The sequence below is a fragment of the Micromonospora sp. CPCC 205558 genome (assembly GCF_036902955.1).
Classification (GTDB): domain Bacteria; phylum Actinomycetota; class Actinomycetes; order Mycobacteriales; family Micromonosporaceae; genus Micromonospora.
Genome location: NZ_JBAKHR010000001.1, coordinates 512,678 through 528,469, shown reverse-complemented (window position 1 = coordinate 528,469; position 15,792 = coordinate 512,678). Strand labels below are relative to the sequence as shown.

Below are 15,792 nucleotides of genomic sequence, written 5' to 3'. Positions count from 1 at the left end.
GCCGACCCCTCGGCCGGCGGCGGGCCGTCACCCCCGCGCGGATGTCACCGCACGCACCGCCGCGTCGATGAGAGCGGTCACCTCGGCCATGTCCCGAGCACGATGGACGTCCATCTCGGCGGACCACCCGTCGGGCCGGGTGAGCGTCACCGTCACATCGTCGCGGCGGTGGGTCAGCCACCCGGCGACCGCCTGGACCAACACCATGGCGGTGCCCGCATCGCTGGCTGCCACCCGCAGTACGTCCGTACGATCCGCCGACACAGCGTCAGGCGACGTCGTGGTCACCCCCTCCCGCAGCCGCTCCTCAGCGCGCAGCCAGGACGCCAGAGAACGCCGAGCATCGGCGGACGGAAGATCCGGATGGACCGAGATGGTGATCATCTCCGGCACGTCTCCTCCTCCCAGACGACGACAAACCCGCGTCACCATCCTGCCAGTCAGCGTCCGGACCGGCACGCCACGTAGTCAGCAAAATCGATCAATCCTTGACCGTCGTTTCCACGGTTCATAGGCTCCGGCCACTGCGAGCTTGTGCCCGAGAAGGGAAACACGACTCATGGCCCCATCGATGCGTCCGTTCCGGACGGTCCCCGCCAGGCGCCTGGCGGGTGCCGCCACGATCGCGCTCCTCCTCGGCACGGTTCCCCTGCTCAGCGGCACACCGGCCGCGAGCGCCGCCCCGCCCGCCCGGTGCAGCGACGACCCGACCGCGCGGTTGGGCAGCGTGCCCACACCGGAGAACGTGCTCGGCTTCCCGCTCGGCGCGGGCCAGGAACGGGTCGTCACCAACGACGAGGTCCGTGCCTATCTCGGGGCCGTCGATCGCGCCTCCAACCGGGTCGTCACGGGCGTGATGACCACCAGTGTGCTCGGCCAGCCGTTGCCGTACGCGGTGGTGTCCAACGAACGCCACGTGCGACCCGCCGCGCTCCGCGAGATCGCCGACGACGTCCGGGACCTGCGCGACCCCCGCCGAACCAGCGCGCGAACGGCCGCCCGGACGGCGAAGGACAGCCCGGCCATCGTCTGGGTCACCGCGAACGTGCACGGCGGCGAGAAGAGCGGCGCGGACGCGGCGCTCAAGACGCTGTACGAGTTGGCGGCGGGCCTGTCCTGCGCGGTCGCCCAACGAAACGACAACCTGGTCACCATCATCGTGCCCACCCAGAACCCGGACGGCCGCGACGCGACCCGCCGGCAGAACGAGTTCGGCTTCGACCTGAACCGGGACTGGTTCGCCCGCACCCAGCAGGAGACCGACGGCAAACTCGAACTGCTGCGCCGTTACCCGCCGCAGGTCTTCATCGACGCCCACGAGATGGGTGGCCGGCAGTACTTCTTCCCGCCCAACGCCGACCCGATCCACCACGAGATCGCCGGTGAGGCGGTGGACTGGATCAACCGGATCGGCGAGGCCAACAAGGCCGGCTTCGGCTTCAACGGCGCGTGCGACGAGACCGTCACCACCGAGTGCTACTTCAACTACGACACGTACGACATGTTCTTCATGGGTTACGGCGACACGGTGCCGACGACCGGCTTCGGCGCGGCCGGCATGACGTACGAGAAGGGCAGCGCGTCGACCGTTGGCGACCGGGTCCAGCAGCAGTTCCACACCCAGTGGTCGACGCTCGGCTGGGCCGCCGCGAACAAGCGCGAGGTGTTGGACGGCTACTTCGACATCTGGACCGACGCGCTCGCCCAGGGCAGGGCGGGCACGCTGGAGCCGAACGAGGTGGTGCAGCCCACCAACGAGGTCCAGTTCCCGGTGCCGGACCTCAGCATCCGCTCGTACTTCCTGCTGCCCGACCGGCAGCTCGCCGACGTCCGCCAACTCGTCGAGCGGCTGCGCCGCATGGACGTCGAGGTGTACGAGGTGCAGAAGGCGACCCGGGTGCCCACCGCGCGGGTCTTCGGCGGGCGCAGCGCCACCAACGTGACGGTGCCCAAGGGCGCGTACTGGATCCCGATGGACCAACCGCAGAAGCACTGGATCCAGGCCATCATGGGCGAGGACCCGTACGTGCCGTTCCCGTACTTCTACGACGTGTCGTCCTGGAGCAACCCCCTGCTGATGGGCGTCAACACCATCTACACGCCAGACGCCGTCCGGCCGAGGGCCGAACTGGTCCGCAAGGTCTCCGGCGGTCGCGTCGGCGCGGCGCGGCCCTGGGGGTCGTACACCTACCCGCTCGACTCGGCAGCCGCCGCGGAGCTCACCTTCACCCTGCTCGGCCGCGGCGTCCCCCTGGTCCGCGACCTGGCGACCGGCGGGGTCGCCATCCCGGCAGCCAAGGTGAGCCGGACCGTGGACGGGCTGGCCGCATCCCTCGGGGTCGCCCTCACCCCGGGCGGTCAGCCCGCCGGCACCCGCCTCGACCTGCCCGACGTGGGCCTGTTCCAGGGCACCGGCATCTCCACCACCTCCGGCTCGCACGGCGAGGCCCGCTACGTGCTCGGCAAGCGGTGGGGGCTCGACCTCACACCGGTCACCACGGCCGACATCAACGACAACACCGAGGCGTTCACCGGGCGCACCGTGCTGCTGGTGCCGGACGGCAGCAGCGCCACCGGCGGCCTGACCGCAGCCGGGCAGGCCAATCTGCGCGACTGGATCGGCCAGGGCCACACCTACCTCGGGCTGCGCAACGAGGGCACCCGGGTGGCCCGCGCCGCCGGGCTCACCTCGACCACGGAGAAGACCAAGCCGGCGGACTACCTGGTGATCGGCTCGCACCTGCGGGTGAACGTCGACCACAACAGCCCGGTGGCGCTGGGTCGCCCGGCAGAGGACTTCGAGTTCAACAACAGCGACCCGATCCTCACCCCGAGCACCACCGGGACGAACGTGCTCAGCTACCCGACCGGTGACACGTTCTGGGCCAACGGTTACACAGTCGGGGCGGACACCCTGAAGGGCACGGCGGCCGTCGTCGACGAGCCGACCGGCGCCGGTCGGGCGGTGCTGTTCGCGTTCAATCCGCTCTTCCGCGCGTACAACGAAAGTGGTCTGCACCTGGTCGCCAACGCGCTGCTCTACCCGCCGGGCGCACCGGACGCCCGACGCGCGCCGGGCGCCGACGCGGCTCGCGCCAGTGCCGCCGCCGCGCCGGTGACGGCGGACCTGGGCGGCGGTTGGCGGCCGATCACCATCCAGGTGGCGGCCAGCGACCTGAACCGCACCCGGGCGATCGTCGAACGCTTCACGTCCGCCGCCCAGACGTCCGTGAAGGGCGGCTCGGCGTACGTCGTGATCCCCAACCCGCAGGGCCTCCAGGCGGACGAGCACCCGTTCGCGCGCGACCTGGTACGCGCACTGCGGGACGCGCGAGTGCCGCTGCGCTCGGTGGTCGCCTGACCGACCCCTGCACGGCGAAGCGCCGACGCGCGTGGCGCAGCACATCCCGACGCGGGTGATGCCTGTGAGTCATCAGGATGACTCACAGGCATCAGCTCGGTCAGCCGGTCGCGCAGACGGTGCCATTGAGGGTGAACGCGGTGGGCAGGACGTTCGGACCGCTGTACGCGCCGACGAAACCAGCACTCACACTGGCACCCACGGCGATCTGCCGGTTGTCGTCGGTCGGGGTGACCCGTACGGCGGTGCCGATCTGCTCCCAGGTGGCGCTCCAGCCGCTGCTCACCTGCTGCCAGCCGGTGGGCCAGGTCCAGGTGAGCGTCCAGCCGCTGATCGGCTTCGTCCCGTTGTTGGTGATGTCGACGCCACCGATGTAGCCGTTGCCCCAGTCGTTGCTGGTGGTGAAGCGGACGGTGCACGTACTGGCGGCGGGGCTGCCGGTGGCGAAGGTGAGTGGCGGTGAAGCCCAGGAGACCCGTCCGGCGGTGTCGCGGGCCAGCACGTTGACTGTGTACCGGCTGCCCGGCACGAGGTTGCGGACCGTGAACGAGGTGGTCGCCGTCTCGCCGAGCTGCTCGCTGACCGCGCCGTGCTGCCGGTGCACCTCGTACTTGGCGATCGGGCTGCCGCCCGGGGTGGCCGCGGGCCAGGTGATCGTCGCGGCACGGTCGGTGACGCCGCTCGCGGTCGGCTGGCCCGGCGCCGTCGGCCGTCCGGCGGCCGCGTTGGCCGGGCGCAGCACCAGCGTGGTCAACGAGTACGCCGGCAGCGTCCGGCTGGTCGCGGAGCCGGACTGGCTGGTGGCGATGCCGGTGGCGCCGTTGGTGAGGGTGGAGACCGTCGGCGCGGCGGTCGACGGGGTGAACCCGGTGTAGTCGATGGTGACCGGGTGGGCGTTGTCCGGGTCCTTGTTCACCAACAGCACGGCGAGGTCACCGTTGCCCCGGCGGACGGCGTGGGCGGTGACCAGCGGCTCGTCGGTGCCGGCGCGGACGAACTGGTCGCCGGCCTTCGCGAAGAGCTTCATCATGCTCAGCCCGTGGTACGGCGCGAACGGTGTGTTCAGCGGCGGTTGGCAGACCGAGCCGTCCTCGGTGCAGGCGCCGCTGGAGAGCATCCCGAAGTCGCCGTAGTCGGTCTGGCCGGCCACCTGCGTCACGGTGCCCATGCCGTTGTGCACGTTCCACCACTGTGCGGTGAAGACGCCGTTCTCCAGTAGTGCGCTGTAGACGTCGGCCAGGAAGAGCGCCGCCGGTTGGGTGTTCCGGCCGGCGTCGACGTTCAGCTCGGTGAAACTGATGCCGATGCGGTCGGCGTTCGCGCCTGCGTACCGGGCGAGTTGCTGCCGCAGCAGGTACGTGGCGTCGGGGAGGTGGTTGACGCGGGCCAGCGACTCGGCGGCGGTGCCGCCCGGGTACCAGTGCACGTCCACAAAGTCGATCTTCGGGCCGGCGATGGAGAGCACTGTCTGGTTCCACGGGCCCGGGTCGCTGCCGGCGGTGATCCCGTCCGGCCAGTTACCCGGCATGGTCAGCACCGCCCCGACCTTGATGCTCGGGTCGACGGCCTTCATCGCGTCGGCGTACTCGACGACCAGTCTCGCGTACTGCGTCGCGCTCTTGTCCGGGTGGTCGTCCGCCTCCCACGCGGACCCGTAGTGGCCGTTGCCGTAGTTCTCGTTGCCGATGGTCCAGTAGCGGGCGTCGTAGCCCTTGGTCACGTTGGCGTACCGCACCCAGTCGGCGGCCTCGGCGGGGGTACCGGTGCCGTAGTTCGCGATGATCATCGGTTGCGCGCCGGCGCGCCGGACCGCCGCCATGAAGGTGTCGAAGTCGGTGCCCGGCGCGACGTAACCGCCGGGCGCGGTGTGGTCCTTCCAGTGGTAGATGTCGGCGTACGAGCCGCCGGGGTAGCGCATCATCTGCACCCCGGCATCGCGGAGCAGGTCCGACGTCTCGGCGGTGCCGAGGTTCGAGTCCCAGATGGCGTGGTTGACGCCGAGCGCGGTGTCCGGCACGGTCGCCAGGCCGGCGCGGGTGTTGACGGTCACGGTGACCGGGTCGGCTGCCGCGCTGGCGGTCGGTGGGTTGACGCCGGCGAGAGCGCTCGCGGCGAGCAGCAGGCCCGCCAGGAGTACCGCGCGGGTCTTCGGTGTACGCATGGGCGGGGTTCCTTCGCGCAGGGGAGCCGCCCGGCTGGTCCGGACGCGCTCTCTTTGGTCCGTCGCTGGTGTCACCGTCCCCGGAGATCACACCTGGATCCCCGCTGCCCAGTGGACGGAGGTCAGCCCCGCGCGCGGCTGCTCATCGACGTACCACAATGGCACACTGTCGGCCCGCTTGCCGGAAATCCCTGATTCGTTTGCGACATCAGCTCCAAAGCGTCGCTACCCAGGATGTCGCCCTCCGGATAGCGGACGTATATGCCCAGGTCGAGGTGCGCAGCGCAGCACATCCCGACGCCTGTGGCGATCCGGGCTGCCGCCGGGTCCCCGACTCGACAAGAGGAACCGCCGATGAGATCAAGGATCGCACTGCTGGCCGCGACGCTCACCCAGGGCTCAGCACCCTCGCCGACCGCTACGGCTCCATCGTGATCTACCCGTCGGTGACCCGGAGCAGCAAGTGCTGGGACGTCTCGTCGGCGCAGGCCCTGCGGCGTGACGGCGGCAGCAACCAGCAGTGGAACCTCAACACCGACGGCACGGTCACCGGCGTGCAGTCCGGCCTGTGCCTCACGCCCAACGCCGGACGCGAACCTGACACGGTGACCGGCCGGGCCCGGGTGGCGTCCCGCTGCTCGGGCCCGGACTCCGAGCAGCGGGACGCGACCCGGCGGCCAGGGCTGGCACCGACGGTCGGCATCAGGGCGGCCCAGGTGTGGGCCGCTGCTCAGCGGTGTGCGCTGGGCAGTCGGGCGGACCGGTTGTCGTCGTACGACTGTCCCGGCTGCCGCGATGCCCTGGAATCCCGGTGGCCGTTCATGCCTCGGCCGCGTGGCGCGCGGGTCGCCCGGTGGTGGTCTCGGGCCGTCTCGCGCCGGCCACGTGCCACCCGCCCCACGCCACGATCGTCGTTAGTCACACCCAGGGCCAATGGCGACAGCTCCGTCACAGCGACCCGAGGTCGTTCGAGTATCGACGACTGTCCGTCACGTTAGCGCTAACAGCGAGCGATTGTCCATAGACAATGTTCTCTGTCAGCTGCTGCGGGGGCTGGTTCGCCGGTGAGCGCGGGCGGAATAGCCTTACGGCATGCGGGGACGATTCGGGGCGGCCAGGCGCTGGTACGGAGAGCATCGGCGGTTGGCCCGCCGTGCGATCCTCGCGCTCGTGGTGGGGGCGGTGGCGCTGACCGGAGGCACGGTGGCCAGCGTGACGTGGATCCGCGACACCGCGGAAGGCCACCTCTACGGCGAGGCCGAGGTGCCGGACGCGCCGGTCGCGCTGGTCCTGGGCACCAAGGTGGACGCGGACGGCACGCCCTCCCCCGTGCTCGCGGCCCGGTTGGAGATCGCGCGGCGGCTGTTCGACGCCGGCAAGGTTCGGGCGATCCTGGTGTCGGGCGACAACATGAACGCCGATTACAACGAGCCCGCCGCGATGCGGACCTGGCTGGTGGAGCGGGGTGTACCAGCACACAAGGTGGTGCCGGACTACGCCGGCTTCGACACCTACGACTCGTGTGCGCGGGCCGAGCGGATCTTCGGGGTGCGGCGAGCCACTGTGGTGACCCAGTCCTTCCACCTTCCGCGCGCCGTGGCGCTGTGCCGGCGTCTCGGTATCGACGCCAACGGCGTGGGCGACGACAGCGCGAAGCGGTACGCCCAGACGTGGTGGTTCAGTTCGTCCCGGGAGAACGGCGCCTGTGTGAAGGCCGCGCTGGACCTGCTCTCCGGCCGCGATCCGGCGCACCTCGGCCGCCGGGAGACGGGCGTCGACGACGCGTTACGGGTGAGCTGAGCAGGGTCACGACCGTGGTGGTGCGGCGCTGTCGCGGACGGGTGGTGCGGCGCTGTCGCGGACGATGAGCTCGGTGGCGAGCTCCACCCGAGGGCTCTCGGTCCGCTCGCCGCTCGCAAGGCGCAGCACGGTACGCGCGGCCAGCATGCCCATCTCGGCCAGGGGCTGACGGACGGTGGTCAGCGGTGGGGAGCACCACCGCACCTCCGGCAGGTCGTCGAAGCCGACCACGCTGACGTCGTTTGGCACCCGTAGGCCCCGTTTGCGGACCGCCTCGTAGACGCCGAGGGCCATCTGGTCACTGGAGGCGAAGATGGCGGTGGGCGGGTCGGGCAGGGCCAGCAACTGGGTTCCCGCGGTGAAGCCGGACTCGTGGTAGAAGTTGCCCGGACGGATCAGAGCGTCGTCGATGGGGATGCCCGCGGCGCCGAGGGCGGCCCGGTAGCCGTCCATCCGGGCCCGGCTGCACATCAGGTGCGACGGTCCGGCGATGAAGCCGATGCGACGGTGGCCGAGGTTGATCAGGTACTGGTTGGCACTGAGGCTGCCCGCCCAGTTGGTGGCGCCGATGGTGGGTGACTCCTGCGGGTCGACCCCGGCCGGGTCGATGATGACGACCGGCAGGTGGAGGCGGCGCAGCTCGGCCTGCAACGGTGGGTTCACCATCGAGGTCACGAAGATGATTCCCTCGGTGGAGCGCGTACGCATGTTGTCGAGCCACTGTTTGGCCGAGGAGATGCGCCAGTGGATGGCCGACACGACGGTGCCGACGCCGTTGGCCTGGCCGACGTCCTCCACCCCCCGGATGATCTCCACGGCCCACGGGCTGTCCAGGTCGTTGAAGACCAGGTCGATGAGGGCGGCGTCGGTACGCCGGGTCGGTGACCGGCGGCGGTAGCCGTGCCGGTTGAGGAGCGCCTCGACGCGTTCCCGGGTGTCGGGGGCGACGTCGGAGCGGCCGTTGATGACCCGGGAGACGGTGGGCACGGAGACTCCGGCCAACCGCGCGATCATGGCGATGGTGACGTTTCGGCCGTTCGCTGTGCCCACGGTCCCCCCTGGTCCGCTGGAAAACTTCAGGTCTGCTCGCGGCGGTGCGATGTCATCCCTTGACGCTGCCGGTGAGGCCGCCGATGAGTTGACGTTCGGCCACGGCGTAGAAGCCCAGGGCCGGCACCATCGACAGCACCACGTAGGCGAGCACCCGTGCGGTTTCGGCGGTGTACTGGCCCTGGAATGCCTGCACCCCGACGGGCAGGGTCCACCAACTCTGGTCGGTGAAGACGACCAGCGGGAGCATGAAGTTGTTCCAACTGGTCACCACGGCCAGCACTGAGACGGTGGCCAGGGCGGGGCGGGCCATCGGCAGCAGGACCCGCCAGAAGAACCCGAAGGAGCCGCAGCCGTCGAGGACGGCGGCCTCCTCGATCTCGGCCGGGATGGTACGGAAGAACTGGCGCAGGATGATGATGGTGATCGGCAGCCCGAAGGCGGCCTGGGGCAGGATGACCCCGAGCGGGTTGTCCAGCAGGCCCAAGCCACGCAGCAGGACGAACAGCGGCAGGATGGCCACCGCAAACGGGAACATCAGGCCGATCGCGAACAGGGTCACCAGGAACTCGCGGCCCCGGAAGGCGTACCGCGCGAAGACGAACGCGGCCATCGCCGCCGCGGCGACGACGAGGAATGTGCTGCTCACCGCGATGAGAAGGCTGTTACCGAGCTGCCGCCAGAACACTCCGGAGGCCAGGATGTCGGTGTAGTTCGACGGCATCCAGGGGTCGGGCCACCCCAGCGGATTGGTGGAGAGCTGACCGTTGTCCTTGAACCCGCCGAGCACGCCGAACCAGACCGGCACGACGATGAGCGCTCCGACGAGGACGCAGACGAGGTGCAGCACGAGGCGGCGGGTCCGCAGGGCGCGGTTCACCGTGCCGGTCATCGCTGGCCTCCCTGGTTGGTGATCGCGCCCGCGGTGTCACGACGCAGGACGACGCGCTGGTAGAAGAGAGCGAAGACGAGGCTCAGCAGGAACATGACGATGCTGATCGCGCTGGCGTAGCCGACCTCGAAACGGCGGAAGCCGTACTCGTACATCGTCACGGCCATGGTCTCCGACGAGTGGATCGGGCCGCCCCGGGTGAGCACCCAGACCATGTCGAACAGTTGGATGGTGCCGATGACCGACAGGAAGACGCTGATCCGGATCGTTGGCCCGAGCAGGGGCAGGGTGACGTGCCGGAACGCCTGCCAGGCGGTGGCGCCGTCGGTGACCGCGGCCTCGGACAACTCCTTGGGAATGCCCTGACGGGCGGCCAGGAAGAGCATCATGTACAGGCCGAAGTACTTCCAGGACACCACGAGGAAAACGGCGTACAGCACGGTGTCCGGGTCGGCGAAGACCGTGCCGGCGTCGGCGCTCAACCACGTCGCGATCGCGTCGCCCAGGCCCCGGTTGGGGGAGAACACCAGGTCGAACAGGACGGCCGTGGTGACCTCGGAGAGCACGTACGGCGCGAAGAAGATCAGCCGGTACGCGGCGCGGCCCCGCAGTGGCTGATTGAGCAGCATGGCCAGGGCCAACGCCGCGGGCAGCTGGACGACCAGTGACAGCAGCACCAGCACGAAGCCGCGCCACAGGTCACCACGGAAGGTCGGGTCCTGGAACGCGCGGGTGTAGTTGTCCAGCCCGATGAAGTTCTCCGGCAGCCCGAAGCCGTTCCACTTGTAGAGGCTGGCGTAGCTGGCCACCAGGATGGGGGCGACGACCAGCAGCAGGAACAGCACCAGGGCTGGGGTGAGGAAGATGGCGAGGACGCCGCCGCGGCCCGGCCGAGGCTGGCGGCCGCGCTGTCGCACGGTGCCCGGCCCCGACGCCAGCGGGTCCGTCGCCGGGTCGCCGTGCCTGGTGTCCGACACGGTCGATGGCCTGGTCATGCCTACTCCACAGGGGGTCTGCCGGCTACGGATGGGTGGGTGGTCACGGTCAGACGGTCTTCGCCACCTGCGTGATGTCCTTGACGATCTGCGCGGGCGACTTGTTGCCGGCGACCAGCTCCGCGACACTGTCGTTGATCTGCGAACCGAGCGCCGGGGCGTACGCCTGGTCGAGGTAGAGCTGGAAGCCGGTGTAGCTGGCCAGGGTCTCCGCGAGGAGCTTGCCGTTGGCGTCGGGGATGGCCGTCGCGGCCTCCCGCACTGTCGGTAGCACCGCGCCGGTCTGCGCCGACTTACGCTGGTTGTCCGCGCTGAGCAGGAACTTCAGGAAGTCGGCGGTGGCCGCGGGGGCGTCCTTGCCGATGGCGAAGCCGTTGCCGCCGCCGAAGACCTCAGTCATGGCGCCCTTGCCGCCGTCGACAGTGGGAAACGGGAAGAAGCCGAGCTTGTCGCCGAGGCCCTTCTTGCTGGTGGAGCTGGAGGCCTGCACCGCCGGCGCCCACTGCCCCATCAGCTCCATGGCCGCACCGCCGTTGCCCATGGCGGCGGCCTGCCCGTCGGGCGTGCCGTACCCCGCGCCGAGGAACCCCTTCTGGAACGGCTGCAGGTCGACGAGTTCCTTGAGCCGATCGCCGGCGGCGACGAGGTCGGGGGTGTCGAAGTTCTTGTCGTCGACGGCTTTCTGCAGCGCGCCCACCCCACCGATGCGCATGGCGAGGTAGGACCAGTAGTAGTGGGCCGGCCACTTGTCCTTGCCGGCCAGGGCGATCGGGGTGATGCCGGCGGCCTTGAGCTGACGGACCGCGTCGAGCACGCCCGCCCAGGTGGTGGGCGCGGCGGTGATGCCGGCGCGCGCGAAGAGGTCCTTGTTGTACCAGAAACCGACCATGCCGATGTCGAACGGAACGCCGTAGATCTTGTCGTCGATCGTGTACGGCTCCAGGGCAGCGGGCAGCAGGCCGCCGATCCACGGCTTCACGTCGTCGGTGATGTCCTTGACCAGGCCCGCGTCCACCTGCTGCTTGAGCACGCCACCGCCCCAGGACTGGAAGAGGTCGGGCGGGTCACCAGCCTGGGTGGCGGTGGTGAGCTTGGCCTTGAACGCCTCGTTCTCGAGGGGCTGGATGTCGAGTGTGACGTTCGAGTGTGCGGCCTTGTACTCGGTGGCCAGCGCCGCCCAGACCGGAAGCATCGGCTCGGTGTTCTGGATGTGCCACCAGTTGATGGTCTGTGGGGCGTTCGGGTCGCTGGACTCGTCGTCGCCGCAGGCGCTCAGCAGACAGGCGCCGGCACCGGCACCGGCGAGACCGAGCAGCGTTCGGCGGGAGAGGTGCGTAGTCATGATCCATCCTTTCGGGGACTCACGGGAGTGCTCGAACGCCGGACGAGCCGGCGGGTGGGGATCTATGGATCTCCGAAACTTTCAATGCTTCGCCGGTAATACCGATCGATGGCCGGCACGCTACGAGCTGTCGCCTCACCGGTCAATACCTCTGTCCTAATACGAAAAGACCGGCTAGCGTAGGGACGGCCGTCAATGGCCAGGGATCGCGAGTTTCCGGAAGTTCCAAACAGCCCGTCGAGAGGGGAGCCCTCATGTCGACCGACATGGCCAACGTGGCGACCGCTACCCGGTCGATCCGCAATCCCGTCCTCGCCGGGTTCCACCCGGACCCGTCGATTCTGCGCGTCGGCGACGACTACTACCTGGCCACCTCGACCTTCGAGTGGTACCCGGGCGTGCTCGTGCACCACTCGCGTGATCTCGTGAACTGGCGCAGCCTGGGTGGGATCATCACCGACCGGCGCCTGCTCGATCTGCGTGGCTGCGGCGACTCCAACGGGGTGTGGGCACCCGACCTGACGTACCACGACGGTCAGTTCCACCTCGTCTACAGCGACGTGGCCAGCTTCGCCAGCGGTTACTGGGATCCGCAGAACTTCCTGGTCACCGCCGAGGAGATCACCGGCCCCTGGTCCGATCCGGTGAAACTGCACGGTCGCGGGTTCGACGCGTCGCTGTTCCGTGACGACGACGGCACCACGTGGCTGCTGAGCATGAGCGCGGACTGGCGACCCGGCCGCGACCGCTTCGGCGGCATCGAGATCCAGCAGTACGACCTGGCCGCGCGCCGCCTGGTCGGCAGCCCTCGCATCCTGTTCACCGGTTCTCCGGCCGGGCTCACCGAGGGTCCGCATCTGTACCGCCACGACGGTTGGTACTGGCTGATCACCGCCGAGGGCGGCACCAGCTGGGAGCACCAGGTCACCATGGCGCGGTCCCGGGAGCTTTTCGGGCCGTACCAGGTGGACCCGGACGGGCCGCTGTTGACCTCCTGCGGGCGGCCCGACCTGCGGTTGCAGAAGGCGGGGCACGGCAGCCTGGTCCGCACCCAGCACGACGAGTGGTACCTGGCCCACCTGGTTGGCCGCCCGTACTCGCCGCTGGGCAACTGCGTGCTGGGCCGGGAGACCGCGATCCAGCGGGTCGAGTGGCCCTCGGGTGGCTGGCCACGGGTCGCCGGAGGGGTGCCCGCGGATGAGGTGGTCGCACCCGACCTGCCCGCGCACCCGTGGCCGGCGGAGCCCGAGACGGACCACTTCGACGCCCCCGAGCTGGGCCGGTGCTGGTCGACGCTGCGGCGGCCGGCCACGGCGGACTGGGTCGACCTGCACACCCGCCCGTCGTACCTGCGGATAGACGGCGGGCAGTCGCCGGTCGGCCGCCAGGCGCCCAGCCTGGTCGGGCGACGCGTCGGCGCGATGGAGTGTTCGCTGGAGACCGTGGTGGAGTTCGAACCGGCCGACCACCGTCAGCTCGCCGGGATCACCGCCTACTACAACACCCTCAACTGGCACCACCTCTACCTGACCCGGGCCGACAACGGGCGGAAGGTGCTGGAGCTGCTCAGCTCCGACAACGGGCGGCGCACCGCGTACCCGGAGCTGACCGTCGATGTCGGCGGTGTCACCCGGGTCGGCCTGCGGGCCGTCTTCGACGGGCCGGTGGTGCGTTTCGACCACGACCTCGGCACCGGTTGGCAGCGGCTACCGGTCGAGCTGGACGCGACCATCCTGTCCGACGAACACGCCGCACTGATCATCGACGGTGAGCCGGCGGCGTGGGGCTTCACCGGGGCGTTCCTCGGCCTGTGGGTTCAGGACCTGGGCGGCGGCGACGGCGTACACGCCGACTTCGACCTCGCCACCTACCGGGAGCAGTGACCACGCGGACGGCACTCGGCGGGTGCCGTCCGCGTTGCCACTCGTCCTACTTGACCTGGGCGGCGACCGTGCGCAGCTGGCCGAGGGTGGTGCGGAAACCGTGGCCGGACGCGCCCGGGTCCTCGGCGAGCAGGCCGCTGACGGCCATGGCCTGCGAGCGGGTCACGGCGACGGCCTCCGCGCCGGTGCCGCTCACGTCGAACACGCCGAAGTCGCCGCTGAGCGTCTGGAACGTCGGGGCCGCCGGGTCCTTGGCGAGGTAGAGCACCACGACCTGGCCCGCTTCGAGCTTGGACATGTTCGCCATGTCCGGCACACCGGCGGGCAGGCTGGCGAGCGTGATCCGCGCTCCGGCCTGCACGGTCGACCCGGTCGCCGCGCGCAGCACCTCGTCGACCCGGAAACCGGCCGCCTCGACCTCGCCGCGTACGACCAGGTCCGCGGCCTCGCTGAGCTGCTGCACGGTGCCGTACCCGCGCAGCTTGCCCTTGATCGGCGGCACGGCGTTGGTCGGTACGGCGTTGGTCGGGGCGGCGCTGCTCGGCGCGGCGCTGCTCGGGGCGGCGCTGCTCGGCGCGGCGCTGCTCGGCGCGGGTGCGGCGGCCTTGTCGGCGTCGGCGCTACCGCAGGCGGACAACGCCGCCGCGGCGAGCACGGCGGCGGCGGTGGCCACCAGAGGCCGGGTACGGCGCAGGTCGACTGCCATGGAACGCTCCTTGCGTCTCGGTGCCGTCCCGGGTCGTCTCGCTCGGAACGCGGCACTGCTTACGCCTTCTATCTGTGCGCCCCGGGTGCCGAGTTCCATCTTTTTCTGGGCTCAGCCGCGCTCGCGGGCGAGCTGGCGGAGCTCGGCCAGCGTGGTGACGAACGCGCGGCCCGCCACGGTGGCGTCCTCGGCGCGCAGACCGGTCACCGACATCGCCGACGATCGGCTGGTGGCCGTCTCCCCGGCGAGGTCGAAGATCCCGAAGTCGGCGCTGAGCGGGGCGTAGACGCGCGCCTCCGGGTCGCTGAGGGCCAGGTAGAGGACGGTCGGCTGGCCGGGTGGCGCGACCGATTCCGTGTCCAACGTGATCTCGGTGGAGACCGGGGCGACCGGCGCGCGGTAGAGCACCTCGGCCACCCGGTAGACGGTCCGCCCGTCCGTCACCGACACGACCTCGCCACGGACCACCAGGTCCGCCGTGTCGGTGAGTTGGCGCACCGTGCCGTACGCCTGGATCTTGGCGAGCGCACCCGGCGGCGTGGGCCGATCGGCCGAGCGGGTCGCGGCCGGCGACGGCTGTGACGCCGGGGGTTCGTCGCTCGATCTGACGGCGAGCCCGGCACCCCCCGCCGCGACCACAACCAGCGCGGCCAGCGCGAACGCGGGGCGCAGCAACGGCCGGCGCGATGTGTGGGTACGCGACTCCTGCGCGATCGCCGTCAGCAGCCGGCTCCGGTGCAGCTCATGCCGGCCCGCCGGCAGGTCGTGATCGCCGGGGTGGGGGGCGATCTCCGCCCACTCGGCCGGGTCTGGCGCGCTCACTGGCTGCCCTCCTGCACGAGCGAGGCGTCCACGACCGGCGGTCGCGCGGCGCGCGGCGGGGCGTCGACGAGGGTACGGAGCCGGGCACGGGCACGTGACAGTCGGGACCGCACCGTGCCGACCGGAACGCCCAGTGCCTCCGCCGCGGACTCGTAGTCGAGGCCCTCCCACAGGCACAGGGTCAGCACCTCGCGCTCGGGTCGGCGCAGCCGGGCCAGCGCGTCGATAGCGGCGGCGATGCGTCGGCTGTCGTCGAGTCGGCCAGCGACCTCGTCGGCGTGGTCGGGCAGGGTGAAGTCGGAGGCGAGCAACGCGGAGGCCACCCTGCGGTAGCGGCGGTTGCTGCGGGTGTGGTTGCGGGCCTCGTTGGTGGCGATGCCCAGCAGCCAGGGACGCAGCGACCCGCCCTCCTCGGTGACCCGCTCCCGGGACCGCCACGCCTGCAGGTACGTGGCAGCCATGACGTCCTCCGCCGTGGCCCAGTCGGCGGTCAGCCGGAACGCGTGGTTGTACACCGAGCGCGCGTACTGGTCGAACAGCTCGGCGAACGCACCGGGGTCACCGGCTCGCACCCGAGCGCGCAGACTCGACTCCATGACCATCTTCTGTCCGTCGGACGGTGCTGGTTCCGATGGACCGGCCCGTTGGTCAGTTACGGACCGACGATAGCCACCGGCACGGACACCCCGCCAACGACGGGGTGAACAGGCGGTGTCACGCCCTGCGGTCGCCGATTGACGAGATATAGACATGCTGGTATCTGTTAATACAGTTTCCTGA

General features: G+C 70.4%; 12 protein-coding genes. 3 read left to right on the top strand and 9 right to left on the bottom strand.

Features of this window, described 5'->3' with window-relative positions; all coding sequences use genetic code 11:
- Window positions 1–27: 27 nt before the first annotated feature.
- Window positions 28–384: an effector-associated constant component EACC1 gene (locus tag V6U86_RS02230; protein WP_334497863.1), complete on the bottom strand. Its 357-nt coding sequence runs from the start codon at window positions 382–384 to the stop codon at window positions 28–30.
- A 187-nt stretch (window positions 385–571) separates the two neighbouring features.
- Here V6U86_RS02230 and V6U86_RS02225 point away from each other — a divergent pair, with 187 nt between their 5' ends.
- On the top strand, window positions 572–3,361 hold the full coding sequence (locus tag V6U86_RS02225) for a M14 family zinc carboxypeptidase (RefSeq protein WP_334497779.1): 2,790 nt from the start codon (window positions 572–574) through the stop codon (window positions 3,359–3,361).
- 100 nt (window positions 3,362–3,461) lie between these two features.
- Here the strand turns inward: V6U86_RS02225 and V6U86_RS02220 are convergent, their stop codons facing one another.
- The gene (locus tag V6U86_RS02220) at window positions 3,462–5,522 is read right to left on the bottom strand and encodes a cellulose binding domain-containing protein (RefSeq protein WP_334497777.1); all 2,061 of its coding nucleotides are present in this window, start codon (window positions 5,520–5,522) and stop codon (window positions 3,462–3,464) included.
- A 1,092-nt stretch (window positions 5,523–6,614) separates the two neighbouring features.
- Between V6U86_RS02220 and V6U86_RS02215 the strand changes: the two genes are divergently transcribed.
- Window positions 6,615–7,322 carry a SanA/YdcF family protein gene (locus V6U86_RS02215; RefSeq protein ID WP_334497776.1) on the top strand — a complete coding sequence of 236 codons (708 nt, stop codon included), beginning with the start codon at window positions 6,615–6,617 and terminating at the stop codon, window positions 7,320–7,322.
- A gap of 6 nt (window positions 7,323–7,328) precedes the next feature.
- Here the strand turns inward: V6U86_RS02215 and V6U86_RS02210 are convergent, their stop codons facing one another.
- The 4 genes from V6U86_RS02210 to V6U86_RS02195 form a co-directional block, all read right to left on the bottom strand.
- Window positions 7,329–8,336, bottom strand: a complete 1,008-nt coding sequence (locus tag V6U86_RS02210) for a LacI family DNA-binding transcriptional regulator (RefSeq protein ID WP_442934865.1) — start codon at window positions 8,334–8,336, stop codon at window positions 7,329–7,331.
- Window positions 8,337–8,424: 88 nt separating this feature from the next.
- On the bottom strand, window positions 8,425–9,264 hold the full coding sequence (locus tag V6U86_RS02205; protein WP_334497774.1) for a carbohydrate ABC transporter permease: 840 nt from the start codon (window positions 9,262–9,264) through the stop codon (window positions 8,425–8,427).
- Window positions 9,261–10,259, bottom strand: coding sequence for a carbohydrate ABC transporter permease (locus V6U86_RS02200; RefSeq protein ID WP_334497773.1), 999 nt, complete (start codon window positions 10,257–10,259; stop codon window positions 9,261–9,263). Before V6U86_RS02200 ends, V6U86_RS02205 begins: the two co-directional genes overlap by 4 nt.
- Window positions 10,260–10,308: 49 nt before the next feature.
- Complete coding sequence (locus tag V6U86_RS02195) at window positions 10,309–11,601, bottom strand: extracellular solute-binding protein (protein WP_334497770.1); 1,293 nt, start codon at window positions 11,599–11,601, stop codon at window positions 10,309–10,311.
- A 254-nt stretch (window positions 11,602–11,855) separates the two neighbouring features.
- Between V6U86_RS02195 and V6U86_RS02190 the strand changes: the two genes are divergently transcribed.
- A complete protein-coding gene (locus V6U86_RS02190) occupies window positions 11,856–13,484 on the top strand; it encodes a glycoside hydrolase family 43 protein (RefSeq protein WP_334497768.1) in 1,629 nt (542 codons plus the stop codon).
- Between the two features lie 46 nt (window positions 13,485–13,530).
- Here V6U86_RS02190 and V6U86_RS02185 read toward each other — a convergent pair whose 3' ends face one another.
- From V6U86_RS02185 to V6U86_RS02175, 3 genes are all read right to left on the bottom strand, one after another.
- Window positions 13,531–14,190 carry a hypothetical protein gene (locus V6U86_RS02185; RefSeq protein WP_334497766.1) on the bottom strand — a complete coding sequence of 220 codons (660 nt, stop codon included), beginning with the start codon at window positions 14,188–14,190 and terminating at the stop codon, window positions 13,531–13,533.
- A 111-nt stretch (window positions 14,191–14,301) separates the two neighbouring features.
- Window positions 14,302–15,012, bottom strand: a complete 711-nt coding sequence (locus tag V6U86_RS02180) for a hypothetical protein (protein ID WP_334497764.1) — start codon at window positions 15,010–15,012, stop codon at window positions 14,302–14,304.
- The gene (locus tag V6U86_RS02175; protein WP_334497762.1) at window positions 15,009–15,608 is read right to left on the bottom strand and encodes an RNA polymerase sigma factor; all 600 of its coding nucleotides are present in this window, start codon (window positions 15,606–15,608) and stop codon (window positions 15,009–15,011) included. The genes V6U86_RS02180 and V6U86_RS02175 overlap by 4 nt, the downstream gene beginning before the upstream one ends.
- Between the last annotated feature and the right edge of the window lie 184 nt (window positions 15,609–15,792).

What these genes read in the sequence shown, in the direction of transcription:
- V6U86_RS02175 (WP_334497762.1), bottom strand. Translation starts at nt 15,608, where the DNA reads ATGGAGTCGAGTCTGCGCGCTCGGGTGCGAGCCGGTGACCCCGGTGCG.
- V6U86_RS02230 (WP_334497863.1), bottom strand. Translation starts at nt 384, where the DNA reads ATGATCACCATCTCGGTCCATCCGGATCTTCCGTCCGCCGATGCTCGG.
- V6U86_RS02220 (WP_334497777.1), bottom strand. Translation starts at nt 5,522, where the DNA reads ATGCGTACACCGAAGACCCGCGCGGTACTCCTGGCGGGCCTGCTGCTC.
- V6U86_RS02215 (WP_334497776.1), top strand. Translation starts at nt 6,615, where the DNA reads ATGCGGGGACGATTCGGGGCGGCCAGGCGCTGGTACGGAGAGCATCGG.
- V6U86_RS02185 (WP_334497766.1), bottom strand. Translation starts at nt 14,190, where the DNA reads ATGGCAGTCGACCTGCGCCGTACCCGGCCTCTGGTGGCCACCGCCGCC.
- V6U86_RS02210 (WP_442934865.1), bottom strand. Translation starts at nt 8,336, where the DNA reads ATGATCGCGCGGTTGGCCGGAGTCTCCGTGCCCACCGTCTCCCGGGTC.
- V6U86_RS02225 (WP_334497779.1), top strand. Translation starts at nt 572, where the DNA reads ATGCGTCCGTTCCGGACGGTCCCCGCCAGGCGCCTGGCGGGTGCCGCC.
- V6U86_RS02195 (WP_334497770.1), bottom strand. Translation starts at nt 11,601, where the DNA reads ATGACTACGCACCTCTCCCGCCGAACGCTGCTCGGTCTCGCCGGTGCC.
- V6U86_RS02200 (WP_334497773.1), bottom strand. Translation starts at nt 10,259, where the DNA reads ATGACCAGGCCATCGACCGTGTCGGACACCAGGCACGGCGACCCGGCG.
- V6U86_RS02190 (WP_334497768.1), top strand. Translation starts at nt 11,856, where the DNA reads ATGTCGACCGACATGGCCAACGTGGCGACCGCTACCCGGTCGATCCGC.
- V6U86_RS02205 (WP_334497774.1), bottom strand. Translation starts at nt 9,264, where the DNA reads ATGACCGGCACGGTGAACCGCGCCCTGCGGACCCGCCGCCTCGTGCTG.